Below are 24,003 nucleotides of genomic sequence, written 5' to 3'. Positions count from 1 at the left end.
GGGGACTTGCCGGTCCCCCGCCCCCTCCCCTTCCGTCACCCAATCAGAAGTTGAAGCGGACACCGCCCGTATAGCGGCGGCCGAAGCGTTCCCATTCCATGGTCTGGGCGCTGCCGGCCCTGGTCGGGATGCCGGTCGCGGTCAGCAGGCTCGCCGGATCGGAATAGCGGCGGCCCGGCTGGTTCAGCAGGTTCGAAGCATCGAAATAGATTTCGAAATTCCTGTTGATCGCGATCCGCGCGGAGAAATCCAGTTCGTCATCCGCCGCCCAATAAGTGTCGCCGCCATCCGTCAGATCGTCGGCAATGCCGTCCAGCCAGGCGCTGCGGCGCTGATATTGCAGGCGCAGCGACAGGCCATATTTCTCATAATAGCCGCCGATATTGTAGACGAGGTCCGACGTGCCGGGCAGCCGCACCTTGCGCGCCGGGATCGCGCCGATGGCGGGCTTGGTCACCTTGCTGTCGTTGAGCGTCAGGTTCGCCGACACGCCGAACCCGCCCATCCAGCCGGGCAGGCCCAGGCTCTCGGTCCAGGGTTCCAGCTGCAGTTGCGCCGCGGCCTCCATGCCGAAGATGCGGCCGTTTCCGCCGTTGGTAATGCCGGTATAGGCATAGCTCGACCGGTCGATCCCATCGCTGTTGAGCGCATCCGAACCGAAGGTGCGGGTCTGGCGATAGAGCACATCCTCGATCCGCTTGTAGAAGGCGCCGATCATCAGATAGCCCTGCGGCCGCAGATACCATTCGAAATAGCCGTCGACGCCATAGGCGCGCTCCGGCTTCACCGACGGGTTGCCGCCCGAAATCGTCTGGTTGGTGTCGCTGACGACGACATTGGGGCGCAGTTGATCATAATCCGCGCGGGCCGCGCCGGTGTTGAACGACAGGCGCAGCTTCTTGCTATCGTCGACATCATAGTTGAGGTGCAGGCTGGGGAAGAACAGCGTCTGCTCCGCCTCTGCCGCCACGGGTCCGGTGGCGGAGCCAACCGTCGCCACGGCAATGCCCCGATTCCTGATATGCTCGACGCGGGCGCCGCCGATGACCGAACCCCAGTCATATTTCACCGTTCCCATCAGGAAACCGGCGAACACTTGCTCGCGCACATTATAGTTGTTGTCGGTCACCGGCGTGAAGGCATAGTTGGCCTGCGCCGCCTGCGAAGCCGCCCGCATCTTGTTGATATCGAAATAGCGGAAGGTGTAGCCCATCGGAATCTGGCCCAGAAAGGCCTGGTCGAGCGAGAATCGGTTATAGTCGGTCGGGATGCCGATGGTGGCGAACTGGCTGGCCGTGTTCAGGACGATGTTCTTCTCGTCCGCGATCTTGGTACGGCGGTCATATTGGAAACCCGCCTTGAAGGTCGCATCGCCGCCCAGGAATCCGGTTTCGCGCGACACCACTAGCTTGCCCGTATAGGCCTTCGTTGTGTCCACCGCGTCCAGTACGGTGAAGGAGGACAAGGGCTTGGTGAAGCTGTCGATCGCCGTCACCGCCGCCCCTGCCTGATAGCGGGTCGGGCCGCTCAGCTGGAGCGTGCGATAGAGCGTCAGGCGCGAAAGATTGGGGTCGGAAAAATCATAACCGACCGTCGGGCGCAGGGTGCGCGTGCTCGGGCTGTCCCAGCTTGCCTCGCCGACCACCGAACGGTCGTCCCGGGATTGGGTATAGTTGCCGACCCAGCTCAGCTTCCAGCCGTCGCCGAATGCATGATCGCCCGCGATGCTGTTTGTGAAGACCGACTGGCGATAGGCGCGCAGCGTCGACCGCTGGCGAATGTCGATGCCGTAGATGGTGCCCTTTTGCGGCGTGTTGCCGATGCACACATCCGCATAGCCGGTGGTGGCGGGCGTCCTGTTCACCGTGGTCGGGCAGGCGGCGCTGCTGCTGGAAAGGTCCGACTGGCGGTCGTCCAGGTCGAAGCGGTAATTGTCGCGCGCCTCGTCATCGGTGAAGATGGTGTAGACCGACCGCAGCGAGATGCTGTTGTCCGCGTCCGGCTTCCAGTCGATGCGGCCCGACACCGACCAGTTCTTGCGCGTCAGGCGGTAGAGCTTGTTCTCGGCCTCCGCCACCCAGAAACGGGTGGCGTTGCCGGGGCGCTGGTCCTGCGACACCCGCTCATAGTCATTCTCGAAATTGTCGGTGACCATGTTGCGTTCATAATAGCTGCCCGACAGCAGCACGCCGATCTCGCCCGCGCCCACTTTGAAACGGTCGGACAGCACGCCGGCGGCCTCATATTCGCGGCGGTCGCCCAGTTCGGCGACGCCGGTGCCGGCCTTGCCCGCCATGTGGAACCCGCCATAATCGAAGGCCGAACGGGTGATGACATTGACATTGCCCGCCACGGTTTCGCCCGGCATGTCCGGCGTCACCGCCTTCGACACGATGATCTGGCCCGCAATGGCCGACGGGATGGAATCGAAGCGCGCGTCGCGCCCCTCCGGGCTGACCACATTGATGCCGTCGAAGGACAGGGTAGTCCAGGTCTTGGGCGATCCGCGCAGGTTGATGTAGCGCGCCTGTCCCTGGTCGCGCTCGACGCTGATGCCGGGCAGACGGCTGGCGGCCTGGGCGATATTCTGGTCGGGCAGGCGGCCGACCGAGTCCGATGCGGCGACCGTCACCAGCGAGTCCGAATTCTTCTGGATCTCCAGCGCCGCCGCCTCGGATTCGGCGATCGGCCGCGTGCCGGTGACGACGATCTGGCCGCCTTCATCCTCGACGGCGGGGGTCTGGGCGAAGGCCGTGCCGATCTCGGCGGGCGCGGTGGTGGCAAGCAGGCACAAGGCCAGACGGCGGCGGTGACGCCGCACGGAAATGTTGGTCATCGATGTTCCCCTGTTGTCCTTCGCACCTTGCATGCGAAGGATGGAGGGGCGTTAGGGGCGCGGGCTTACAGTGCCGTGACCGACGCATTGCAGTTTCATGTCATGGATAGGTGGCTTTGTGACAGTGCCGTCATCATTCCGCCCGTCATGAAATCGTCATGCCGCCCCGCCAGCAGGGCCGCTTCGCAACAGGGGAAGAAGCAGAATGACCGACAGACCGGCAGCATGGCATTGGATGGAACAAAGGGCGCTGCTCTGTGCCCTTCCCCTTCTGGCCCTGACAGCCTGCGCGACGGGCGGGAGGGAACCTCCCGTCGCGGTCCGCATCGCCAACGCCGCCCCCGCCGTCTCCGTGACGGCGCGCGGGGAAACCGCGCCGGTCGGCACCGCCAATGCCGACGCGGCGGATGATCCCGCGATCTGGCGCAACGCTGCCGACCCCGCGCAAAGCCTGATCGTGGGCACGGACAAGAAGGCCGGGCTGTATGTCTATGGCCTGGACGGCAGGACCCGCGATTTTCTCGACGCGGGGCGGGTGAACAATGTCGACCTGCGCGATGGCGTGGCCATCAACGGCCGGAGCGGCATATTGGTGGTCGCCAGCGATCGCAACGATGTGGCCGGGGCGAAGCTCGCCCTCTTCCGTCTCGACCCGGCCAGCGCGAAGCTGACCGCGCTGGGCAAGGTCGATGGCGGCCGGGGCGAGGCCTATGGCGTCTGCCTGTATCGGGACGCCGCCACGACCTATGCCTTCATCGTCCTGAAGGACGGCACGGTGAACCAGGTCGCGCTCGACGCGTCCGGGGCCACACCCGCGGGCCATATCGTGCGCCGCATGAAGCTTGGCACCCAGTCGGAAGGCTGCGCCGTGGATGACCGTACCGGTATCCTCTATGTGGCGGAGGAGGATGTTGGTCTCTGGCGCTTCGACGCCCGCGCGACCGGCTCGACGACGCCCACCAGGATCGCTGCCGTCGATGGCAGGAACTTGGTCGCCGATGCGGAGGGCGTCGCCATCGCGCCGATCGGGGAAAGGGATGGCTATGTCCTTGTGTCCAGCCAGGGCGACAATGGCTATGCCGTCTATCGGATGAGCGACGACAGCTATGCCGGCCGCTTCCGCGTGGTGGACGGCGCGATCGGCGGGTCGGAGGAGACCGACGGCATCGATCTGATGCTGGGCGATTTCGGGCCGGACTATCCGGGCGGGCTGTTCGTGGCGCAGGACGGGCATAACGCCATGGCGGCCCAGAATTTCAAGCTGGTGGCGTGGGACGACATCGCCAGGGCGCTGGAGCGATTTCCAAGCGATCGAAATTGATCACTGGTCAGGAAATCGCGCAAAACAAAAGAATGAGAGCGGCGATCCGATGCCCAGGGATCGCAGGATGAAGGGCGGCGGATCGCTCCACCGCCCTCTTTCCATCACTTCTTGGAGAACCACTCGATCAGCGCGGGCTTCAGCCGGGCGCGCGTCTCGATCCGCGTCTTGATCGCGGCGATGGAGCGGTCCACCACCTTGCGCGATTCCGGCGTCAGATACTGGGTCGCATAGGCGTCCAGCTTCGTCACCATCGCCGGATCGGCCGAATTGCCGCCCAGCCGCGCAATCGCCTGCGACCGCGCCGACACGTCGATCATCGCCTCATATTGCGCGCGGTGCGCCAGCACATAGTCCACCGCCAGCATCGGATGTTCCGATCCCACGGCGGAGATGATCGCCGCGCTGGTGGTCTTGCCCGGCTCGTCGGTCATGGCGAGGTCCAGCGCCTTGGCCGCCAGCTTCTCGTCCTTGGCGGCGCCCAGCAACGCGAAGGTCGTGCTCTTTTCCAGGTCGGACTTCGCCCCATTGGCCATGGCGCGCAGCTTCTCCCAGGTCGCGGCATCGGCATTTTCCGCGATGATCCGCAGCCAGGCGTTGCGCAGCGGCCCGTCTAGCGCCGCCGGATTGCCCGCCAGCGCGGCAAAGCGCCTGTTCGCCTCCGCCACCACGGCCTTGTCGCCCATGCCGCCCAGTATCGAGACGAGGCTGGAGCGCAGCACCGGAATCTGCGGGCCTTCACCCGGCTTGGCGTCGAAACCCACGCCCGCCAGCACCGGGCTCAGCTTCTTCGAGGCATAGGCCGCGACCCGCGCCTGCGCCGCCTTGTCGCTTTCCAGCATGGTGTGCGCGCTGTCGAGATAGCCCGGCACTTCGGCCAGTACGGCCGGGCTGGCGTTCGCTGGCACCGCGTCCACCAGGTCGAGCGCCAGCCCCATGGGCTGATAGCCGCCCAGACCCAGTTGGAAATTGTCCGCCAGCAGGCCGATCTGGTCCATGGACGGCAATTTGGTGAAGTCCCTGGCCAGCGCCTTGACGTTCGCCTGAGGATAGAGCGAGCGGTAATAGCCGGTCTGGCCCGCATTGATGACATAGGCGCCGCAGCCCGGCAGCGTGACCTGCGCCGTGCCGTTCAGGATCAGCCGTTGCGGCGCGCCGCCGATGGTCTGCGCCATCACCGGCACATTCCATTTGAGCGGCGTCTTGTCCTTCCGGTCGCGGCTGAACTCGCCCTGCGACAGCGACAGCAGGGTCGAACCGCCCTGGCATTGGGCGCTCTCCACCTTGACGAGCGGAATGCCCGGCTGGCTGGTGAAGTCATGCGCGATGCCGACCACGCCCTTGGCGCCCGCGCCCTCGACCGCCTTCCACAGATCGTCGGTCACGGTGTTGCCATAGGCATGGCTCTTCATATAGGCGCGGATGCCCGACCGCCACGCATCCTCTCCGGCAAAGCCCTCCAGCATGGTGATGACCGCCTCACCCTTTTCATAGGTGATGTCGTCGAATGCTTGGTTCACCTCGTCGACGGTGTGGATCTTCTGCAGGATCGGGTGCGTCGTCGCCAGCGAATCCAGGCTCATCGCCCGCTCGCGGCCATTGACGCGGGACAGCAGCATTTCCCATTCCGGATTGAGCTTGTCGGTGACCTTGGTCGCCATCCAGCTTGCGAAACCCTCGTTCAGCCAGAGGTCATCCCACCAGGCCATGGTGACCAGGTCGCCGAACCACTGGTGCGCCATTTCATGCGCGACGATGGAGTAGATCACCCGCCGCGTGCTTTCGGAGGTGAAGCGCGGATCGACCAGCAGCGCGCGCTCGAAGGTGAAGATCGCGCCCCAATTCTCCATGGCGGAGAAGAACTGGCTCTGCCCCGGACCGGCGACGTTGTCGAGCTTGGGCAGCGGGAAGGGCACGCCGAAATAGTCGTTATAATAGGGCAGGATCGCCGCCGACGCATCGAGCGCAAGCTGCGCCTTGCCGGTATTGCCCTTGCCGGTGATCACCCCGACCTCGGTGGCGCCCGACATCTTGGTCGCACGCTCCAGCTCGCCCAGGCCGAAGAACAGCAGGTAGGACGACATTTTCGGGCTGGTGCCGAAGGTCACCAGCTTCTTGGCCGACCCGGCGTCGGCGCTGCTCTTGACCGGCATGTTGCTGACGGCGAGTTGATCGGCAGGCACCACCGCGCTGAGGTCGAAGGTCGCCTTGTAGCTCGGCTCGTCGAAGCTCGGCACGAAGCGGCGGGCGTCCGGGGCCTCGAACTGGGTGAAGAGGGCGCGCTTCGCCTTGCCGTCATTGTCGGTATAGTCGAGCGCGAACAGTCCGTTCGCCTGCGTGTTGATGACGCCCGCATAGTCGACGGCGAGCGTATAGCTGCCCGGCTGGATGGGCTTGCCGAAATCGAAGGTCACGGTCTGCGCGTCCGCATCGACCTTGGCGGTTCCCTTCACCGCCTTGCCCCTGGCGGGCGTCAGAGTGACCGAACTCACCGTCAGATCGGCGGCATTCAGCACCAGCGCGGGCATCGCCTGCGCCACGGTGACGTCGATCGCCGCCTTGCCGCTGAACTTCAGGTTTGCGGCATCCGGGGTGATCTGGATCGCATAATGGCTGGGCGCGGCGCCACGCGGCAACTGGGTGGTGACACCGGCCGCGGGACCGGCGGGCGCCGCCGTCTGCGCCAGCGCGGGCATGGCCATGGCAATGGGCGCGGCCGCCAGCATCAGGGGCAAGATTTTCGAAAAGGGCATGAGGTTCGCAACTCCGACACGTTGGAACGGCGCCGGGGATCAAGTCCTCGCGCCGGGATGACAGGGGGATCGCCCCTTTCGTTCCACCGGTCAAGCGGGGCGTCCCGCCGTGCATGTCGTTGGTCGAACATCATTGTTCGTTTGTCAAACAGAGCGCTGCCGTCATCCCGGCCAAGACCGGGATGGCGATGCGGGGGCGCAGGGTGCCTTATCCCCGCCCGCGATAGCCCGGCACGTCCTGCGCGGGCAGCCACAGCCCGGCGGGCGGCTCGCCCGATTGCCAGAACACATCGATGGGTATCCCCCCGCGCGGATACCAATAGCCGCCGATGCGCAGCCAGAGCGGCTGCATCTCGGTGAACAGCCGCTCGCCGATCCCGACCGTGCAGTCCTCATGGAAAGCCGCATGGTTGCGGAACGAACCCAGAAACAGCTTCAGCGACTTGGATTCGACGATCGTCGCGGCGGGCGCATAGTCGATCACCATATGCGCGAAGTCGGGCTGCCCGGTCACCGGACAGAGAGAGGTGAATTCCGGCGCGGTGAAGCGCACCAGATAGGGCTTGCCCGGCCGGGGATTGGGCACATAGTCCAGCACGGCCTCTTCGGGACGCGTGGGCAGGGCACTGGTCTGCCCCAGATGAAGCGGAGTCGGCATGTCAGTCATGGGCAGGCCATCTACGCGATTGCACGCCATATGTCATCGCCCCGCCCCTCTTGCCTTTCGTTCATTGGAGGTTCAACAGGCGCCATGCCTTGGCTGCACTTCATGGGGTCTCGCTTTTCGTTCCTGTTCGCCGCGCCGCTGCTGCTGGCCACGCCCGTCCTCGCCCAGCAGGAAAACGGCGCGGAGCCGGTGTTCAACCTGCCCCAGCACAAGCCGCAGACCGACACGAACAGGCAAGGCCCGGAGCTTGACATCTTCCGGGGGGCGCCCGCCACGGCCGTTCCGCCGCCGGTCGTGCTGCCGACGATCCAGGTGCCGCCGCCCGCCAGCCAGCCCACCGCCACCCCGGCGCCGCAGCCCGCGCCGCAGCAGCCGCAACGCCGCCCCGCACCGGCAGGAACAGCCGGCGCGTCCCAGGAGCGCCCCCTCCCGAAGAGCGAGACGCCACCCCTAGCCCCAGCGCCGGGCGAAACCGCCCCCGCGCCTGTCGAAAACCAGGCGCTTCCTCCCGCGGAAAATGCCGCCGCGCCCGCCGCGCCCGAAACCGTCCCGCTGGCACCCGCCGAAGAATCCGCCTCCCGCTGGCCATGGATTGCCGCCGCCGCTGCCGCCGCACTGGTCGGCACCTTCCTCTGGTTCCGCCGCCGCAAGCCGGAAGAATATGAGGAACCGGCCTATGAGGCCGCTCCCCAAGCCGCGCCGAAACCATCTCCGGCCCCGCGCCCCCAGCCGACCCCCGCGCCGGTCCCTCCCGCGCCCAGGCCAGAACCGGTACAACCGGCCACGGACCGCCCCTGGCTCGATCTTGCCATGGAGGTACAGGCCGCCCGCCTGACGCTGATGGGCGCGACCATCGGCTATACGCTCAGGGTGCATAATCGCGGCACCCGCCCGGCCGGGGACATCCTCATCCGCAGCCTGATCGCCAACGCCGACGCCCAGCAGCAGGCGCTGTTCGAGCATTTCTTCGCCGGGGAAACCGGCCTGCCGGTCCACTCCGCCGTCGCCATCGCCCCCGGCGAAACCCAGATATTGAGCGGCGAACTGCGCCTCGACGCGCAGCAGATCGCGGCGATCCCCATGGGCCAGCGCGCCCTGCTGATCCCGCTCATCGCGTTCGACGCGCAATATCGCTGGACCGACGAGGCGGGCGGGACGCAGGGCACCGGCCGCACCGGCCGCGTCTTCATCATCGGCGAGGAGCAGACGCCCCCGGCCGATCGCCTTTCGCCCTTCCGCCTCGACCTTGGCCCGCGCCAGTACCGCACCCCCGGCAGCCGCGCGACCGCGCTCTCGCTGGCCAGCTAAACCTCTTCCCACCCGCGTCCGGCGCTCCTAGAAAGAACGCCGGCACAAAGGGAAAGAGGCGCATGAACATATTGGTTTCAACCGACTGGCTCGCGGCAGAGCTGGGCAAGCCCGACCTGCGCATCCTCGACGCCAGCCTCTTTCTCCCCGGCACCCCGCGCGACCCGAAGGCAGAGTTCGAGGCCGCCCACATCCCCGGCGCCGCCTTTCTCGACCTGCCGACGCTGGCCGATCCGGACGATCCGCGCCCCGGCATGCTGCCCACCGACGCCTTCATGACCGAGCGCTGCCAGCAGCTTGGGGTGAACGCCGACAGCCGCATCATCGTCTATGACAACAGCCCCACCCACAGCGCCGCGCGCGGCTGGTGGATGATGCGCCTCTATGGCGTGGGAAAAGGCGCCGCCATCCTCGACGGCGGCCTCCCCAAATGGCTGGCGGAGGGCCGCCCCACGGAAAGCGGCATACCCGCGCCCGGCCGTGGCGACGCCATTGCCCGCCGCGCCCCCGGCCAGGTCCGCACCAAAGAGGATCTGCTCGCCAATCTGGAAAGGGGCACCGAACAGGTGCTCGACGCCAGGGGCGCCGCCCGCTTCACCGGCGAGGAAAAGGAGCCGCGCCCCGGCATGGCGTCCGGCCATATTCCGGGCAGCCGCAACATCCCCTCCTCTTCCTTCTTCAACGCCGACAATGGCATGAAGCAGGGCGACGACCTCCGCCGCCTCTTCCTCGACGCGGGCACCGATTTCAGCCGGCCGGTCATCACCAGTTGCGGCAGCGGCGTGACGGCGGCGATCCTGCTCGCGGGTCTCGAACTGCTCGGCAAGACCGACGTCACCCTCTATGACGGCAGCTGGTCCGAATGGGGCCTCGACCCCGCCACGCCCAAGGCGACCGGCGCGGCATGACCGACCATTCCGACAAGAAGGACCGCAAGCCCCTTACCCAACTGGCGCAGGCGGGCCGCAAGCCGGAATGGACCGGCATGCCCGGCCAGCCCGGCGGCATCGTCAATCCCCCGGTCTGGCGCGCCTCGACCATCCTCTACGATGATGTCACGCATCTGCGCGGCGCCGCCCGCAACAGCACCCATGAACGGCTCTTCTACGGCCGCAAGGGCACGCCGACGAGCTGGAGCCTCGCCGACGCGCTCACCGAAATGGAGCCGGGCGCGGAGGGCACCATGCTCTACCCGTCGGGCGTCGCCGCCATCGCCTGCGCGCTGATGGCGGTGCTGAAGCCCGGCGACCAGTTGCTGATGGTGGACAGCGCCTATGACCCCACGCGCAATTTCTGCGAGCAGATGCTGCGCCCGCTCGGCATCGAAACCCGCTATTACGACCCAACCGTCGGCGCCGGGATAGCGGACCTCATCACCCCCAACACCCGCGCCATCTTCATGGAAAGCCCCGGCAGCCTGACCTTCGAGGTTCAGGACGTCCCCGCCATCACCGCGATCGCGCGGGATAGGGGCATCGCCACGCTGATCGACAACACCTGGGCCACGCCCTTTTTCTTCCGGGCGCTGGCGCATGATGTCGACATTTCCATCCTCGCCTGCACCAAATATATCGTCGGGCACAGCGACGTGATGATGGGATCGGTGACGGCCACCCCCGCCTTCTTCCCGAAAATCCGGCAGGCCGCCTATCTGTTCGGCCAGATGACCAGCCCGGACGACGCCTGGCTGGCCGCGCGCGGCCTGCGCACGCTGGGCGTCCGCCTGAACCAGCATCAGGCAAGCGCGCTCCGCATCGCCGCATGGCTGGCCGATCAACCCGATGTCGCCCGCGTCCTTCACCCCGCCCTGCCCTCCTGCCCCGGCCATCATCTGTGGCAACGCGACTTCACCGGCTCCAGCGGGCTGTTCAGCTTCATCCTCCAGGGCGGCGACGAACAATCGCGCGCCGCGCTGATCGACGGTCTCGCCCATTTCGGCATCGGCTATAGCTGGGGCGGTTTCGAAAGCCTTGCGCTGCCGGTCGATCCGGCCCGCTACCGCAGCGCGACAGTGTGGCAGGCCGAAGGTCCGGCCGTCCGTCTCCAGATCGGGTTGGAGGACCCGGACGACCTGATCGCCGATCTCGACGCGGGCCTCGCCCGCTTCCGGGCCGCGCGCGGATGACGCCAGGCGTCACCGACCTGCTGTCGCGCCTGCCGGGCGATCCCGCCATCGTTCATCCGCTGATCGCGCTGGCACTGGCCGTCACCCTCTATCTCGTCGCAGGCGCCATCGCCCGTTTCGCCTCGCCGCGCCTGCGCCATCGGTGCCGTGCACTGGGCGAGGCGCTGGCGGGCCATATGCGGCCGATCCTGCGTCATGCGATCGCGGCCTTGCTGATGGCCCTCGCCGTCGCCTTCCGGCCCATGGCCGATTTCGCGCATCTGATCCTGAGCGCGGCGCTGGCCCTGTCGCTGTCGCTGCTGGCCATCCACCTGTTGCGCAGCCTTGCCATTCCGCGCCTGGCGGTACTGCCCATCGCCCTGCTGCTGTTCGTGATGGTGCTGTCGGGCAGCAGCGGCGGCTTCGCCCCGGTGGCCGACATGCTCGACGGGGTGGGCATCGGCCTCGGCAAGCGGCGCGTCACCCTGCTCGGCCTGGTCAGCATGGCCGCGATCGGCGTCGCGCTCTTCGCCATGGTGCGCCTTGCCAACCGCATCGTCGGGCGCAGCATCACCCGCGCCCATGGCCTGGACGCCACGCAGAAGCTGCTGGCGCAGAAGCTGGCCGGCATCGCGATCGTCGTCGCCGCCTTCTTCATCGGCGTCGACCTGCTCGGTATCGACCTGACCGCCTTCACCGTCTTTTCCGGCGCGCTGGGCCTGGCGGTCGGCTTCGGCCTGCAAAAGACGTTCGGCAATCTGATCGCCGGGATCATCCTGCTGATGGACCGGTCGATCAAGCCGGGCGACGTCATCGTCGTGGGCGACAGCTTCGGCTGGGTGAACAAGATCGGCGTGCGCGCGGTCAGCGTCATCACCCGCGACGGCAAGGAACATCTGATCCCGAACGAGAATCTGATGACGCAGGAGGTGGAGAACTGGTCCTATTCCGACCGCAATGTCCGCGTCCGCATTCCCGTCGGCATCAGCTTCGACAGCGACTTGGCGCTGGCGCAGGAACTGATGCTGCGCGCCGCGCAGGAAAGCCCCCGCGTGCTGCGCAATCCCAAGCCCAATGTCTGGCTGACCGCCTTTGGCGAGAACCGCGTCGAACATGACATATTGGTGTGGATCAGCGACCCGGAGGGCGGGGTGGGCAATGTGAAGTCCGACGTTCTCAACCGCCTCTGGCTGCTGTTCCGCGAAAACGGAATCACTATTCCCTATCCGCAGCGCGTCATTCATGCGCCGCGCGAACATACGCTACGGCAATAGCCGTTCCTTGCCTCAATTATGACAAAAATGGAGCGCCGGGGCTGATTGCGCGCCATATTCATGCCTGAATTTGTTGCAGGCCAGCAACATCAGCGAAGCAATCTACACGCGCTGGCAATAAAATCTTGTGCGCCGCAACGGGGAAAGGCATCCCTTCCTTCGTTGAGGCAATCCCATCCATCCCTTGCAGGGCGATAGAGATCGGGGACCATGACGCAGGCGGGACGATCGCAGAACAACATCAAGGGGAAACCTAAAATGCGTAAGTCCATTCTCGGCCTCTCGGCCTCCATGCTCGTCGGCGCCCTGGCTGCCGTATCGGCACCGGCCCTCGCCCAGGACGCTGCCGCCACTCCCGATCTGACCGTCACCGGCAACGCGGCCGTCGTCACCGACTATCGCTTCCGCGGCATTTCGCAGACCGACAAGCGCGTCGCGCTGCAGGGCGGCATCACCGTGACCCATTCGTCGGGCTTCTATGTCTCGACCTGGGGTTCGTCGATCGACGATTATGTCGCCAATGGCGGCGATCAGGAACTCGATCTGATCGCGGGCTATTCGAAGACCGTTAGCGGCATCACCTTCGATGGCGGCGTGCTCTATTACTATTATCCCGGTTCGCACGGCGCGAACACCGACTTCTTCGAGCCCTATGCCTCGGTCAAGGGCACGTTCGGCCCGGCGACCGCCAAGGTGACGGTCAACTATGCGCCCAAGCAGCACGCCCTGTCCTTCTCGGGCAGCGCTCCGCGTGAGGACAATGTCTATCTGGCAGGCGATCTGTCGGCCAGCATCCCCAAGACCCCGCTGGGCGTGTCCGCCCATCTGGGCCACGACTTCGGTCCCAGCTATCTGACCTTCGGCACGAAGAGCTACACCGACTGGAACATCGGCGCCACCTATACCTGGAGCCATCTGACCTTCGGCGTCAGCTATGTGGACACGAACAAGAATTTCATCGCCTCCTATGTCTCGGCGGACGGCACGGCGCGCACCACGCGCAACCTGTCGAAGGGGGGCGTCGTCGGTTCGATCACCGCGTCCTTCTGATCGCCTGACATTGTCATGAAGGGGCCGCGATCCGCACGGATCGCGGCCTTTTTCATGTACGGTCCTTTACGGGTCGCGCAAAGGATGACGGGGCCTTATAAGGTCGCCCATGCCTGGCCCCAGCCTTATCCTGATCTTCCTCGCCACGGTCGCCGCGATGGAGGGTTTCGCCTATGTCATGCACCGCTGGGTGATGCATGGTCCGGGCTGGTTCCTCCACGCCAGCCACCACCGCGCGCGCCACGGCCTCTGGGAAGCCAACGACCTCTATTTCGTGATTTTCGCCCTGCCCTCCATCCTGCTGCTGCTGGGCGGGGTGCAATGGCATTGGGGCGGCTGGGCAACGGCATGCGGCGCGGGCATCGCCGCCTATGGCGCCATCTATCTCGGCTTCCACGACATCATCGTCCATCGCCGCGTCGCGCACCGCTACGTCCCGCGCTCATCCTATATGAAGCGCATCGTCCAGGCCCATCGCCTGCATCACGCGGTCGAGAGCAAAAGGGGCTGCGTCAGCTTCGGCTTCCTCATCGCGCCGCGCCCGGAAGCATTGAAACAGGCACTGGCCCAGAATCAGGACGCCGCATTGCGCCCGGCAAAGACCGTAAAAGGCGAAACGGCGGCCTAGAGCATGATCCGATCAAGCTGAATCGGATCATGTTCCATTGGTCCTTGGTTTTCCGCATTTTCCAAGCCAGCAGGTGATGCCACCTGCTTCGAAAATGCTCTAGCGGTTCGTGAAACGGGCGGAAGACGGACGCTCCAAAATCCTCCCCATCGAAAGATGGGGAGGGGGACCATGCGCAGCATGGTGGAGGGGACAATGGGGCAGGCTCCGCCCATTTCCCTGTCCTACAGCGCGCGGGCCATGCTATGCCGCCCCAGGCTCTTTGAACCGTTCATCGCTATAGGGAAAGCGCCCCCAAGGATGCTTTTTCCATGCCGTCATCGTGTCACTTGTGTCACCCCGATCCTATCGGGCGATGCCGCTCAACGGCTCCAGCGCGCCCAGATCGCGGTGGGCAGTTCCAGCCCGCGCGCTTCCTCGCGCACGGCCAGTTCGCCCGCCTCCACCGTCCCTGGCAGATCGGCAAAGGCCTGCTTCAGCAACTCCCCGATCGCCAGCGCCGACATGCGCACGGCATAGACGGTCAGGAACAGAAACCGGCTGTCGGCATCCAGCAACTGGCGGCAATGCGCGATCAGGCCGGGCAAATCCTCCTCCAGCCGCCAGACCTCGCCATCCGGCCCACGCCCATATTTGGGCGGATCGAGCAGGATACCGTCATAGCGCCGCCCGCGCCGCACCTCGCGCGCCACGAACCTGGCGGCATCGTCGACGATCCAGCGCACCGGCCGGTCCTCCAACCCGGACAGCGCCGCATTGGCCCGCGCCTGCGCCACGGATTTCTTGGAGGCGTCGACATGAACCATCTGCGCCCCCGCCGCCGCCATCGCCAGCGTGCCGACGCCGGTATAGCCGAACAGGTTCATGACCACCGGCTCCACCTTGGCGGCGATCCGGCCCCGCATCCAGTCCCAGACCGGCGCCATGTCGGGGAAGAAGCCCAGATGGCGGAAGGGCGTGCAACTCGACTGGAAGGTGACCTCGTTCCAGTGCAGCGGCCAGCCCTCCGCGGGCACGGGCCGCTCGTAGAACCAGCGCCCACCGCCTTCCTCGTCCGAACCGGGGATGAATTCGCCGTCCGCCTTCCAATCGTCCTGCGCGGGCGCCCACATCGCCTGCGGCTCGGGGCGGATGAAGCGGAAGCGGCCATAGCGCTCCAGCTTTCGCCCATGGCCCGAATCGATCAGGCCGTAATCGGCCCAGGGTTCGCCAACAAGGGTCTGGAGCTTCACGCCTCAGCCCCTCGGCGTCGCCCGCTCCGCGACATAGGCGGTGACCGCTTCGAAGGTGCAGGGCAGCTTGGCATAGGCCTCTTCCCGCGCGAACAGGTCGCCCACGCGCGAGGGCAAGCCCGGACGGATGCCGGTGGCGCGCTCGACCGCCGTCGGGAACTTCGCCGCATGCGCCGTCGCCAGCGTGACGACCGGGATCGCGGGGTCGAGATCGACCGTCCGCGCCGCCGCCAGGCCGATCGCGCTGTGCGGATCGATCACCTGCCCCGCCGCGTCATAGGCCCAGCGCATCGCCATGGTCATGCCGTCGGCATCGACCCGCGCGGAGGTAAAGAGCTTCGATGCCCCTTCCCGCTGGGCGTTCGTGAGCCGCATCGCCCTGCTCGCCTCGAAGCCCTTCATCTGCTCGGCCAGCGCCTTGCCGTCGCGGCCGCCCGCGTCGAACAGCAGCCGCTCGAAATTGGAGCTGACCTGGATGTCCATGCTGGGCGTCGCGGTCGGCACCACCTGCCCCTGGCTGTAGTCGCCCTCGGCCAGCGCGCGATGGAGGATGTCGTTGACATTGGTCGCGACCATCAGCTTTGCCACCGGCAGGCCCATTTGCGCGGCGACATAGCCCGCGAACACGTCGCCGAAATTGCCGGTCGGCACGGAAAAGGCGATCGCCCGGTCCGGCGCGCCCAGGCGGACGCCAGCGTAGAAATAATAGACGACCTGCGCCATCAGCCGCGCCCAGTTGATGCTGTTGACCGCCGAGACATTGAAACGGCGCGAGAAGGCCGCGTCGTTGAACATGGCCTTCACCAGCGCCTGCGCATCGTCGAAGCTGCCGTCGATCGCGATATTATAGACGTTGGGCGCCAGCACCGTGGTCATCTGGCGGCGCTGGACGTCGGACACGCGGCCTTCGGGGTGCAGCATGAAGATGTCGATCTTCTCGCGGCCCGCCACGGCATCGATCGCCGCCGACCCGGTGTCGCCGGACGTCGCGCCCACGATGGTCAGATGATCGTCGCGGCGCGAGAGGAAACGCTCGAACAACTGGCCCAGCAGTTGCAGCGCCACGTCCTTGAACGCCAGCGTCGGACCATGGAACAGTTCGAGCAGCCAGTGCCGGTGATCCAGTTGCACCAGCGGCGTCACCGCATCATGGCTGAACCGGCCATAGGCGGCGGTGCACAATTCCCGCAATTCCTCTTCGCCGAGAGACCCGGCGACGAAGGGCGCCATGACCCGCACCGCCGTTTCGACATAGGACAGGCCCGAAAGCGCGCGAATATCCCCATCGGAAAAGCTCGGCCAGCTTTCCGGCAGATAGAGTCCGCCATCGGACGCCAGCCCCGCCAGCGTCACATCCTCGAACCCGAGCGCGGGCGCGCTCCCCCTGGTGCTCACATAGTGCATGATGGGGTAGCCCGGTAGCGCTGGACGCGGCTTCGGGCAAGCTTTTACATGGAATGGCTATCGCGGATCGGCAGGCGGTGATGCCCGTTTGCGCAGGGCAAGCAGGTAGATCACGACCGCCACGGCCGCAAAGAAGAACCATTGCACCGCATAGGCCAGATGATTGTTGGGCACGTCCGCCGCCCCCGGGGGAGCCAGCCGCGCCAGACCGGGCACAGCCTCTCCGGCGATCAGCATGGGCCGAAGCGGCATGGCCTTGCCGCCGATCCGCGAAAGAAGCGAGCGATGATCCGGCTCCTCGCCGATCCAGCCACTGATCTGGCCGCCCTGCCACGACGGCTTGGCGTCCGGCATCCGGGCAATTCCGGCGGCGACCAGCACCCCCGGCCCCTCGGCCCCTGTCCTGCATTCGGCGATATAGCGATAGCCGGTCGATCCGTCGGCCGCGCGCCCGGCCTCGCTGTGCCAGCGCACCACATGCAGGCAATGGACGGAGGAGCGGCGGAACAGCAGTTCCGCGGGGACGGGCGGGAAGGCGGGAAAGGCCGTCGCGGGCTTCGCCGGATTGGCCGCGACGAGCGCCAGCATCGCTTCCTTCTCGGCACGGCGCTGCAGTTGCCAGATGCCCAGGCCGATCATCACCAGCACCGCCACGCTCACGATCAGCGTGGGCCAAAGGGGAAATCGAACCTTCATGGCTCCTGATCCTGACCGGTCAGCCGCCCCTCTCGCGCCTTGTTGCGATATTCGAGGGTCAGCAACACACCCTTGGCAACACGCAGGCAAGCCATCACCGCCACGACGGTCAGGGGCGTCCACAGGACGACGTGCAGCCAGAGCGGCGGATGCACCTTGAGTTCCAGTGTCAGCGCCAATGCCACCATGACCGCGCCGACGATCAGGGTCAGGAAGGCGGCCGGCCCGTCGCCGACGTTGAACTGGCCATAGTCCAGGCCGCAGCCATGGCAGGATGACGCGAAACGCACCGGTCCCGCGAACAGCGTCGGAGCACCGCATTGCGGACATGCTCCCCGCGCGGCGGCAACCAACAGGGGCTGCGGCTTTGCGGGGACGGGATCGGTGGACGGCATGGCATCAGGCATAAAGGCCACTCCCGGAAAAGAAAACGGCCGGAACAGGTCCGGCCGTCTTGCTTGCGATCATGATCGGGCGATCAACCGCCGTGGACCGGCGCGCCCCAGCCACCCCAGACATAGATGGCGACAAAGAGGAACAGCCACACCACGTCGACGAAATGCCAGTACCAGGCGGCAGCCTCGAAGCCGAAATGCTGGCGCGGGGTGAAATGGCCCTGATGCACGCGGATCAGGTTGACGATCAGGAAGATCGTGCCGATCATCACGTGGAAACCATGGAACCCGGTCGCCATGTAGAAGGCCGAACTGTAGGGGCTATGACCGAAGGGGAAGGGCGCATGGGCATATTCATAGGCCTGGATCGACGAGAAGAGCAGGCCGAGGATGATGGTCAGCGTCAGCCCCTTCTTCAGTCCTTCGCGATCACCGTGGATCAGCGCATGGTGCGCCCAGGTGACGGTCGTGCCCGAGCAGAGCAGGATCAGCGTATTGAGCAGCGGCAGTTCGAAGGCGTTCATCACCTCGATGCCCTTTGACGGGAACAGCCCGTCGATCGGTGCCAGCTGGCTGGGGAAGAGCGAGAAGTCGAAGAAGGACCAGAACCAGCCCACGAAGAACATGACTTCCGACGCGATGAACAGGATCATGCCGTAGCGCAGGTGGAGTTGAACGACCGGCGTATGGTCGCCTGCATGTGCCTCGGCGATGACATTCGCCCACCAGCTGTACATGGTGAACAGCACGCCCGCGACGCCGATCAGGAACACCCAGCCGCCGCCTGCGGGCATGGCATCGGGATGCATCCACATGATGGCGCCCAAAGCCATGACCAGCGCCGACATCGACCCGAAAAGGGGCCAGATGCTGGGCGGAAGAATATGATAATCGTGGTTCTTGGCGCCTGCCATGACGTTTCTCATCCCCGTTCGCGTTATGATATTTGTCTAGCTTGGCTTTTTATCCTGCTCAACAGGATAGAAAGTGTAGCTCAACGTGATTTCCTGCGTGTCCTTGTTGTCGCTATCCGTCAATATCTTTGGATCGACATAGTAGATCACCGGCATCCGCACCTCCTGACCCGGTTGGAGGGTCTGTTGGGTGAAGCAGAAGCACTGGATCTTGGTGAAATAGGCGCCCGCCTGGAGAGGCGTGACGTTGAAGCTGGCGGTACCCGTAACCGGCTTGTCCGACATGTTCTTCGCCAGGAAGATGGCCATGCTGCGCGCACCGATCGTCACCGTCTGGGTGGGATGTTCGGGGCGGAACTGCCAGGGCATGCCGGGCGCCACGTTGGAATCGAAGCGAATCGACATCCGGTGGCCGGTGGCTTCCCGCACCTGCACATCACTGGCGGCCCGCTGCGTCGTGCCGCCAAAGCCGGTACGCTCGCAAAATATCCGATAAAGCGGGACCGAGGCGAAGCCCATGCCCAGCATGGCAAGGCCGACCCCCGCCATCCCGATCATGGTCCGGCGGTTGCGGCGGTCCCGATCAAAGGGGGAAGGAGGCAGACTCGCCATCAATGGCCTCCGCTGATCTTGGCGATGGTGATGGCATAGAAGAGGATGACGAGGGCACCCAGCAGCACGCCGGTCACGATGGCCCGGGACTTCTGCCGAGCGCGGACCTGGCGGTTCTCTTCAGGCGTCATGCGAACACCCACCGGTCGACGACGACCGCTCCAAACAGCAGAAAAAGATAAAGGATCGAATATTTGAACAGGCGCTTTTCCGGAGCCATGCGCGCGGGGTCGCTTTCCCGCCGCCGGAACACCTGGAAGGCGAAGAGCGCGAACAGCGCCGTGCCCAGCAAAGCCGCCGTGCCATAGATCGGCCCGGTCAGACGCAGCAGCACCGGAGCCATCGCGGCCACGGCCATGATCGCGGTATAGAACCAGATCTGGCGGCGGGTCACGACCTCGCCCGACACCACCGGCAGCATGGGAATGCCGGCAGCGGCATAATCGGTCTTCACGAACAGGGCGAGCGCCCAGAAATGCGGCGGCGTCCAGAAGAAGATCAGCATGAACAGCGCGACCGGCAGGGCGCTGATGTCGCCGGTCACCGCCGCCCAGCCAATCACGGGCGGAAATGCCCCCGCGGCGCCGCCAATGACGATATTCTGCGCCGTGCGGGGCTTGAGCCAGATGGTGTAGACGAAGACATAGAAGAGGATCGACACCGCCAGCACAGCGGCGGCCAGCCAATTGGTGGCAACGCCCATCAGCAGGACGGAGAAGAAGGACAGGCCGACGCCGAAATGCAGAGCGGACTGGCGGTCCATCCGGCCGGCGGGCAGCGGACGGTTCGCGGTCCGCTTCATTTTCGCGTCGATGTCTGCCTCATACCACTGGTTGAGCGTGGCCGCAGCCCCCGCCCCCAGCGCGATGCAGAGAATCGCGGTGAAGGCCAGAACCGGATGAAGCTGACCGGGCGCGGCGAGCAAGCCACACAGGCCGGTGAAGACGACGAGAGTCATCACCCGGGGCTTGGTGAGCGCCACGAAATCCCGCCAATGGGCGGGAATCAGGGGAGCCGAACCTTCCGACATGATCGGCGAACTTGCCATAATCTCCTCATGCAACAGCCCGGCACGATGGCCCGCGCCGGGTCTGTTCTACCTCAAAGAACTGGCGGCTCCTTACGCCAATCCGGGCATTCCGGCAAATCGGCCGGGAAACCGGGCACGCTCGCCGGAATGCCTCGCGCCGATAATCAGTCGATGACCGGCAGCGTTTCGAACTGGTGGAAGGGCGGCGGGCTGGACAGGGTCCATTCCAGCGTCGTGGCACCCTCGCCCCAGGGATTGCCCTCCGCCTTCTTGCCCGCAACGAGCGACCAGATCAGATTGACGAAGAAGATCAGCATGCCGGCGGCCATGATCTCATAACCATGGCTGGCGACCTTGTTCCAGTAGGCAAAGGCTTCCGGATAGTCGGGATAGCGGCGCGGCATGCCCGACAGGCCAAGGAAGTGCATCGGGAAGAACAGCATGTTCACGCCGACGAAGAACACCCAGAAGTGCAGATGGCCGAGGAACTCGTTATACATCCGGCCCGACATTTTCGGGAACCAGTAGTAGAAGCCCGCGAACAGGCCGAAGACCGCGCCCAGCGACAGCACATAGTGGAAGTGTGCCACGACATAATAGGTGTCGTGCAGCACGTCGTCGACGCCGCCGTTGGCCAGCACGACGCCGGTGACGCCGCCCACGGTGAACAGGAAGATGAAGCCCAGCGCCCAGACCATCGGGGTCTTGTAGCTGATCGACCCGCCCCAGATCGTCGCGATCCAGGAGAAGATCTTGATGCCGGTCGGCACCGCGATGACCATCGTCGCGGCGGTGAAATACATCTTCACATTCACGGACATGCCAGTGACGAACATATGGTGCGCCCAGACGACGAAGCCGACGACACCGATCGCGACCATCGCATAGGCCATGCCGAGGTAGCCGAACACCGGCTTGCGGCTGAAGGTCGAGACGATCTGGCTGACGATACCGAAGCCCGGCAGGATCATGATGTACACTTCGGGGTGGCCGAAGAACCAGAAGAGATGCTGGTACAGCTCCGGATCGCCACCGCCGGCGGCATCATAGAAGGTGGTGCCGAAATTGCGGTCGGTCAGCAGCATGGTGATCGCGGCTGCCAGCACGGGAAGCGCGAGCAGCAGCAGGAAGGCGGTGACCAGCACCGACCAGACGAACAGCGGCATCTTGTGCAGCGTCATGCCCGGCGCGCGCATGTTGAGGATGGTGGTGATGAAGTTGATCGCGCCCAGGATCGAGCTGGCGCCGGCAATGTGGAGCGACAGGATCGCCATGTCGACCGCCGGCCCTGCGGAACCGCTGGTCGAGAGCGGCGCATAGACCGTCCAGCCGGTACCCGCGCCGTTCCCGGTGCCGCCGGGCACGAAGGTCGAGCCGAGCAGCAGCGTGAAAGCCGGGATGAGCAGCCAGAAGCTGATATTGTTCATCCGCGGGAAGGCCATGTCCGGCGCACCGATCATGATCGGCACGAACCAGTTGCCGAAGCCGCCGATCATCGCGGGCATCACCATGAAGAAGACCATGATGAGGCCATGGGCGGTGATCAGCACGTTCCAGAGATGATAGGCCTGGTCCATCGTGGCATTGGGACCGTCGCTGAACTGCGCCCAGGTCTGGAGATACTGGATGCCCGGCTGCGCCAGTTCGGCGCGCATCAGGCCGGAAATCCCGCCACCGATGATCCCGGCGATGATCGCGAAGATCAGGTAGAGGGTGCCGATATCCTTGTGGTTGGTCGACATGAACCAGCGCTGGAAGAAGGCCGGCTTGTGGTCGGCGTCATGATGCTCATGAGCATGATCGCCGTGATGGTCTGCGGTAATCGTCGTCATCGCGTGTCAGCCCCTGAGATCAAAGCTTGGCGTTGGGAGCGGGAACGGCGGCCGGCGCGCCGGCCTCGGCCGTGGTGGCCGCACCCGCGCCCTTGGGCTTGCCACCCTGCGACAGGACCCACTGGTCGAACTGGGCCGGAGGCAGCGCCTCGATCGCGATCGGCATGAAGCCGTGGCGCGCGCCGCACAGTTCCGAACATTGGCCATAATAGACGCCGGGCTTCTCGATGGTGAAGGTCTTTTCATTGAGGCGGCCGGGAACCGCGTCCATCTTCACCCACAGCGAAGGCACGGCGAAGCTGTGGATCACGTCGGCGCCGGTGATGATGAGCTTGATCGGACGGCCGACCGGCAGCACCATGCGGTTGTCGGGGGCCAGCAGATAAGGCTCACCATTGGCTTCCGCCTTGTCCCTGGGCAGAAGGTTCGAAACGAATTCGGGAATGGCATTGTCGGGATATTCATAGCCCCAATACCATTGGTAGCCTGTCACCTTGACGGTCAGCGCATCCTTGGGCGCAGGCTTATACTGGTCGGCCAGCAGGCCGATGGAGGGTACGGCGATCACCAGCAGGATGACGACCGGCACCACCGTCCAGATCACTTCGATCACCGTGTTGTGCGAGGTCTTGGAGGGCGTCGGATTGGCGCTCTGGCGGAAGCGGATCATCACATAGAGCATCAGCGCCAGAACGAAGATCGAGATGATGGTGATGATCGGCAGCAGCATCACGTCATGCAGCCAGCGGGCGGTATGCCCGGTCGGCGAAAACTGCTTCTGAAGGGTGATCTCGCCCGGCATAGGCATGCCGATGCCCGGCGTGGGCTTCATCCGGGGCGGCGCGGCCACTTTTTCAGCCGGAGCGGCTGGGGCAGCAGCCGGAGCCGCCGCCTTGGCAGCCGAATCGGCAGCTGCAGTCTCATTTCCGGTGGCAGGCGCCGCAACCGCGGCATTCTCCTGGGCCTGTACCGGACCGTTCAGCAAAAGTGCAGGCGCGAAGGCCAACAACCCGGCGAGAACGAGCGATTTCACCTTTCTCATAGCGTCTTCTTACCCCGTAACCCCTTGGCGCCGCTGCAACGAAGACATGCGCATGAGAATACGCCTCCCCCCGCCATTTCGGTCTGCCGCGGCTTATAAGCATCGTTTTTTTATGCCTCAACCTTCCACAACCAGATTTTCTTCGCTGTTGCAACGCCTAGTTGGTCAGCCTATCTCGCTCCCCGCACGCAACAGGCACTATGGGGCGGGCAATATGGGGCACGATCAGGGCCGGGCTTGAGCAAGGCCGGCCGTGGCAGGAAAGGCATGCCGGACCGCGCCTGCGCGGACGGGATGGGCGAATGGATCGAAGAATCGAATGACCGACGAGGAAGTATTAGCGGAATTCAGGGCTGCGGGCGCGTTGCTGGAGGGACATTTCATCCTGTCCTCCGGCCGTCGCAGCGCCAATTATCTTCAGTGCGCCCGCGTGCTGATGAATGCCGAGCGCGCCGGTCGCCTGGCGCGCGCGACCGTGCAGAAGCTGCCCCGCGAATTGCGGCAGGAGATCGACCTCGTCGTCTCGCCCGCCATGGGGGGCCTTATCATCGGCCATGAGGTCGGCCGCGCGCTGGACAAGGACGCGGTGTTCCTGGAACGCCCGGAAGGCACGTTCGAACTGCGGCGCGGCTTTGCGATCACGCCGGGGCAGAAGGTGCTGATGGTCGAGGATGTCGTGACCACCGGCCTGTCCTCGCGCCAGGCGATCGAGGCGGTCGAGGCGGAGGGCGGCATCGTCGTCGCGGAAGTCGCGCTGGTCGATCGTTCGGCAGGCGAGGTGGAACTGGGAGTCCCCTTCTACCCGCTCGTCAGCATCAATTTCCCGGTCTACGACGCTGACCAGATCCCGGCCGAACTGGCGGCGATCCCCGCGATCAAGCCCGGCAGCCGGAAGCAATAGCGCC

At 65.3% G+C, this 24,003-nt stretch carries 21 protein-coding genes; 8 read left to right on the top strand and 13 right to left on the bottom strand.

The features are described 5' to 3' along the window. Positions 1 to 43: 43 nt before the first annotated feature. Entirely contained in the window at positions 44 to 2,836 is a 2,793-nt protein-coding gene (locus MJ601_RS12870; RefSeq protein WP_242127010.1) for a TonB-dependent receptor, read from the bottom strand. A gap of 235 nt (positions 2,837 to 3,071) precedes the next feature. On the opposite strand from MJ601_RS12870, the gene MJ601_RS12865 reads away from it, so the two are divergent. Beyond that, positions 3,072 to 4,157: a phytase gene (locus MJ601_RS12865; RefSeq protein ID WP_242127109.1), complete on the top strand. Its 1,086-nt coding sequence runs from the start codon at positions 3,072 to 3,074 to the stop codon at positions 4,155 to 4,157. A 104-nt stretch (positions 4,158 to 4,261) separates the two neighbouring features. On the opposite strand, the gene MJ601_RS12860 is transcribed toward MJ601_RS12865, so the two are convergent. Both MJ601_RS12860 and queF read right to left on the bottom strand, forming a co-directional pair. Next, positions 4,262 to 6,910 carry a M1 family metallopeptidase gene (locus MJ601_RS12860; RefSeq protein ID WP_242127008.1) on the bottom strand — a complete coding sequence of 883 codons (2,649 nt, stop codon included), beginning with the start codon at positions 6,908 to 6,910 and terminating at the stop codon, positions 4,262 to 4,264. A 208-nt stretch (positions 6,911 to 7,118) separates the two neighbouring features. Beyond that, a complete protein-coding gene (gene queF, locus MJ601_RS12855; protein WP_242127006.1) occupies positions 7,119 to 7,577 on the bottom strand; it encodes a preQ(1) synthase in 459 nt (152 codons plus the stop codon). Positions 7,578 to 7,679: 102 nt separating this feature from the next. Here queF and MJ601_RS12850 point away from each other — a divergent pair, with 102 nt between their 5' ends. The 6 genes from MJ601_RS12850 to MJ601_RS12825 all read left to right on the top strand — a co-directional run bounded on the left by MJ601_RS12850 (position 7,680) and on the right by MJ601_RS12825 (position 13,941). Next, positions 7,680 to 8,885, top strand: coding sequence for a hypothetical protein (locus MJ601_RS12850; RefSeq protein WP_242127004.1), 1,206 nt, complete (start codon positions 7,680 to 7,682; stop codon positions 8,883 to 8,885). Between the two features lie 62 nt (positions 8,886 to 8,947). Next, positions 8,948 to 9,793: a 3-mercaptopyruvate sulfurtransferase gene (gene sseA, locus MJ601_RS12845; protein WP_242127002.1), complete on the top strand. Its 846-nt coding sequence runs from the start codon at positions 8,948 to 8,950 to the stop codon at positions 9,791 to 9,793. Continuing rightward, positions 9,790 to 11,010: a cystathionine beta-lyase gene (gene metC, locus MJ601_RS12840; RefSeq protein WP_242127000.1), complete on the top strand. Its 1,221-nt coding sequence runs from the start codon at positions 9,790 to 9,792 to the stop codon at positions 11,008 to 11,010. The genes sseA and metC overlap by 4 nt, the downstream gene beginning before the upstream one ends. Continuing rightward, entirely contained in the window at positions 11,007 to 12,263 is a 1,257-nt protein-coding gene (locus tag MJ601_RS12835; RefSeq protein ID WP_242126999.1) for a mechanosensitive ion channel family protein, read from the top strand. Before metC ends, MJ601_RS12835 begins: the two co-directional genes overlap by 4 nt. Positions 12,264 to 12,521: 258 nt before the next feature. After that, positions 12,522 to 13,313 (top strand): TorF family putative porin, encoded by a 792-nt coding sequence (locus MJ601_RS12830; RefSeq protein ID WP_242126998.1) that lies wholly within the window; start codon positions 12,522 to 12,524, stop codon positions 13,311 to 13,313. A 109-nt stretch (positions 13,314 to 13,422) separates the two neighbouring features. Further along, entirely contained in the window at positions 13,423 to 13,941 is a 519-nt protein-coding gene (locus tag MJ601_RS12825; protein WP_242126996.1) for a sterol desaturase family protein, read from the top strand. Between the two features lie 362 nt (positions 13,942 to 14,303). Here MJ601_RS12825 and MJ601_RS12820 read toward each other — a convergent pair whose 3' ends face one another. From MJ601_RS12820 to coxB, 10 genes are all read right to left on the bottom strand, one after another. Then, the gene (locus tag MJ601_RS12820; RefSeq protein WP_242126994.1) at positions 14,304 to 15,173 is read right to left on the bottom strand and encodes a class I SAM-dependent methyltransferase; all 870 of its coding nucleotides are present in this window, start codon (positions 15,171 to 15,173) and stop codon (positions 14,304 to 14,306) included. 3 nt (positions 15,174 to 15,176) lie between these two features. Continuing rightward, positions 15,177 to 16,577, bottom strand: a complete 1,401-nt coding sequence (gene thrC / locus MJ601_RS12815) for a threonine synthase (protein ID WP_242126992.1) — start codon at positions 16,575 to 16,577, stop codon at positions 15,177 to 15,179. 57 nt (positions 16,578 to 16,634) lie between these two features. Continuing rightward, positions 16,635 to 17,273 (bottom strand): SURF1 family protein, encoded by a 639-nt coding sequence (locus MJ601_RS12810; protein ID WP_242126990.1) that lies wholly within the window; start codon positions 17,271 to 17,273, stop codon positions 16,635 to 16,637. Continuing rightward, positions 17,270 to 17,680, bottom strand: coding sequence for a DUF983 domain-containing protein (locus tag MJ601_RS12805; RefSeq protein WP_242126988.1), 411 nt, complete (start codon positions 17,678 to 17,680; stop codon positions 17,270 to 17,272). Before MJ601_RS12805 ends, MJ601_RS12810 begins: the two co-directional genes overlap by 4 nt. Before the next feature lie 71 nt (positions 17,681 to 17,751). After that, the gene (locus tag MJ601_RS12800; protein WP_242126986.1) at positions 17,752 to 18,582 is read right to left on the bottom strand and encodes a cytochrome c oxidase subunit 3; all 831 of its coding nucleotides are present in this window, start codon (positions 18,580 to 18,582) and stop codon (positions 17,752 to 17,754) included. A gap of 36 nt (positions 18,583 to 18,618) precedes the next feature. Next, a complete protein-coding gene (locus MJ601_RS12795) occupies positions 18,619 to 19,194 on the bottom strand; it encodes a cytochrome c oxidase assembly protein (protein ID WP_242126984.1) in 576 nt (191 codons plus the stop codon). Further along, positions 19,194 to 19,325: a cytochrome c oxidase system small membrane protein gene (locus MJ601_RS21950; protein ID WP_281061302.1), complete on the bottom strand. Its 132-nt coding sequence runs from the start codon at positions 19,323 to 19,325 to the stop codon at positions 19,194 to 19,196. The genes MJ601_RS12795 and MJ601_RS21950 overlap by 1 nt, the downstream gene beginning before the upstream one ends. Then, positions 19,322 to 20,242, bottom strand: coding sequence for a heme o synthase (locus tag MJ601_RS12790; RefSeq protein ID WP_242126982.1), 921 nt, complete (start codon positions 20,240 to 20,242; stop codon positions 19,322 to 19,324). The genes MJ601_RS21950 and MJ601_RS12790 overlap by 4 nt, the downstream gene beginning before the upstream one ends. A gap of 146 nt (positions 20,243 to 20,388) precedes the next feature. Beyond that, positions 20,389 to 22,056 carry a cytochrome c oxidase subunit I gene (gene ctaD, locus MJ601_RS12785; RefSeq protein WP_242126980.1) on the bottom strand — a complete coding sequence of 556 codons (1,668 nt, stop codon included), beginning with the start codon at positions 22,054 to 22,056 and terminating at the stop codon, positions 20,389 to 20,391. A gap of 19 nt (positions 22,057 to 22,075) precedes the next feature. Continuing rightward, on the bottom strand, positions 22,076 to 23,098 hold the full coding sequence (coxB, locus tag MJ601_RS12780) for a cytochrome c oxidase subunit II (RefSeq protein ID WP_242126979.1): 1,023 nt from the start codon (positions 23,096 to 23,098) through the stop codon (positions 22,076 to 22,078). Between the two features lie 319 nt (positions 23,099 to 23,417). Here coxB and pyrE point away from each other — a divergent pair, with 319 nt between their 5' ends. Then, positions 23,418 to 23,999 (top strand): orotate phosphoribosyltransferase, encoded by a 582-nt coding sequence (pyrE, locus tag MJ601_RS12775; protein WP_242126976.1) that lies wholly within the window; start codon positions 23,418 to 23,420, stop codon positions 23,997 to 23,999. The last annotated feature ends 4 nt before the right edge of the window (positions 24,000 to 24,003 follow it).

The sequence above is a fragment of the Sphingobium trunci genome (assembly GCF_022664535.1).
Taxonomy (GTDB): domain Bacteria; phylum Pseudomonadota; class Alphaproteobacteria; order Sphingomonadales; family Sphingomonadaceae; genus Sphingobium.
The sequence above is the reverse complement of the archived record's forward strand: the minus strand, read 5'-3'. Positions and strand labels throughout refer to the sequence as shown.

Bases quoted from the DNA above. Each gene is read 5' to 3' on its own strand.
- MJ601_RS12870 (WP_242127010.1), bottom strand. From the start codon at position 2,836: ATGACCAACATTTCCGTGCGGCGTCACCGCCGCCGTCTGGCCTTGTGC.
- MJ601_RS12865 (WP_242127109.1), top strand. From the start codon at position 3,072: ATGGAACAAAGGGCGCTGCTCTGTGCCCTTCCCCTTCTGGCCCTGACA.
- MJ601_RS12860 (WP_242127008.1), bottom strand. From the start codon at position 6,910: ATGCCCTTTTCGAAAATCTTGCCCCTGATGCTGGCGGCCGCGCCCATT.
- queF (WP_242127006.1), bottom strand. From the start codon at position 7,577: ATGACTGACATGCCGACTCCGCTTCATCTGGGGCAGACCAGTGCCCTG.
- MJ601_RS12850 (WP_242127004.1), top strand. From the start codon at position 7,680: ATGGGGTCTCGCTTTTCGTTCCTGTTCGCCGCGCCGCTGCTGCTGGCC.
- sseA (WP_242127002.1), top strand. From the start codon at position 8,948: ATGAACATATTGGTTTCAACCGACTGGCTCGCGGCAGAGCTGGGCAAG.
- metC (WP_242127000.1), top strand. From the start codon at position 9,790: ATGACCGACCATTCCGACAAGAAGGACCGCAAGCCCCTTACCCAACTG.
- MJ601_RS12835 (WP_242126999.1), top strand. From the start codon at position 11,007: ATGACGCCAGGCGTCACCGACCTGCTGTCGCGCCTGCCGGGCGATCCC.
- MJ601_RS12830 (WP_242126998.1), top strand. From the start codon at position 12,522: ATGCGTAAGTCCATTCTCGGCCTCTCGGCCTCCATGCTCGTCGGCGCC.
- MJ601_RS12825 (WP_242126996.1), top strand. From the start codon at position 13,423: ATGCCTGGCCCCAGCCTTATCCTGATCTTCCTCGCCACGGTCGCCGCG.
- thrC (WP_242126992.1), bottom strand. From the start codon at position 16,577: ATGCACTATGTGAGCACCAGGGGGAGCGCGCCCGCGCTCGGGTTCGAG.
- MJ601_RS12810 (WP_242126990.1), bottom strand. From the start codon at position 17,273: ATGAAGGTTCGATTTCCCCTTTGGCCCACGCTGATCGTGAGCGTGGCG.
- MJ601_RS12805 (WP_242126988.1), bottom strand. From the start codon at position 17,680: ATGCCTGATGCCATGCCGTCCACCGATCCCGTCCCCGCAAAGCCGCAG.
- MJ601_RS12800 (WP_242126986.1), bottom strand. From the start codon at position 18,582: ATGGCAGGCGCCAAGAACCACGATTATCATATTCTTCCGCCCAGCATC.
- MJ601_RS12795 (WP_242126984.1), bottom strand. From the start codon at position 19,194: ATGGCGAGTCTGCCTCCTTCCCCCTTTGATCGGGACCGCCGCAACCGC.
- MJ601_RS21950 (WP_281061302.1), bottom strand. From the start codon at position 19,325: ATGACGCCTGAAGAGAACCGCCAGGTCCGCGCTCGGCAGAAGTCCCGG.
- MJ601_RS12790 (WP_242126982.1), bottom strand. From the start codon at position 20,242: ATGGCAAGTTCGCCGATCATGTCGGAAGGTTCGGCTCCCCTGATTCCC.
- ctaD (WP_242126980.1), bottom strand. From the start codon at position 22,056: ATGACGACGATTACCGCAGACCATCACGGCGATCATGCTCATGAGCAT.
- coxB (WP_242126979.1), bottom strand. From the start codon at position 23,098: ATGAGAAAGGTGAAATCGCTCGTTCTCGCCGGGTTGTTGGCCTTCGCG.
- pyrE (WP_242126976.1), top strand. From the start codon at position 23,418: ATGACCGACGAGGAAGTATTAGCGGAATTCAGGGCTGCGGGCGCGTTG.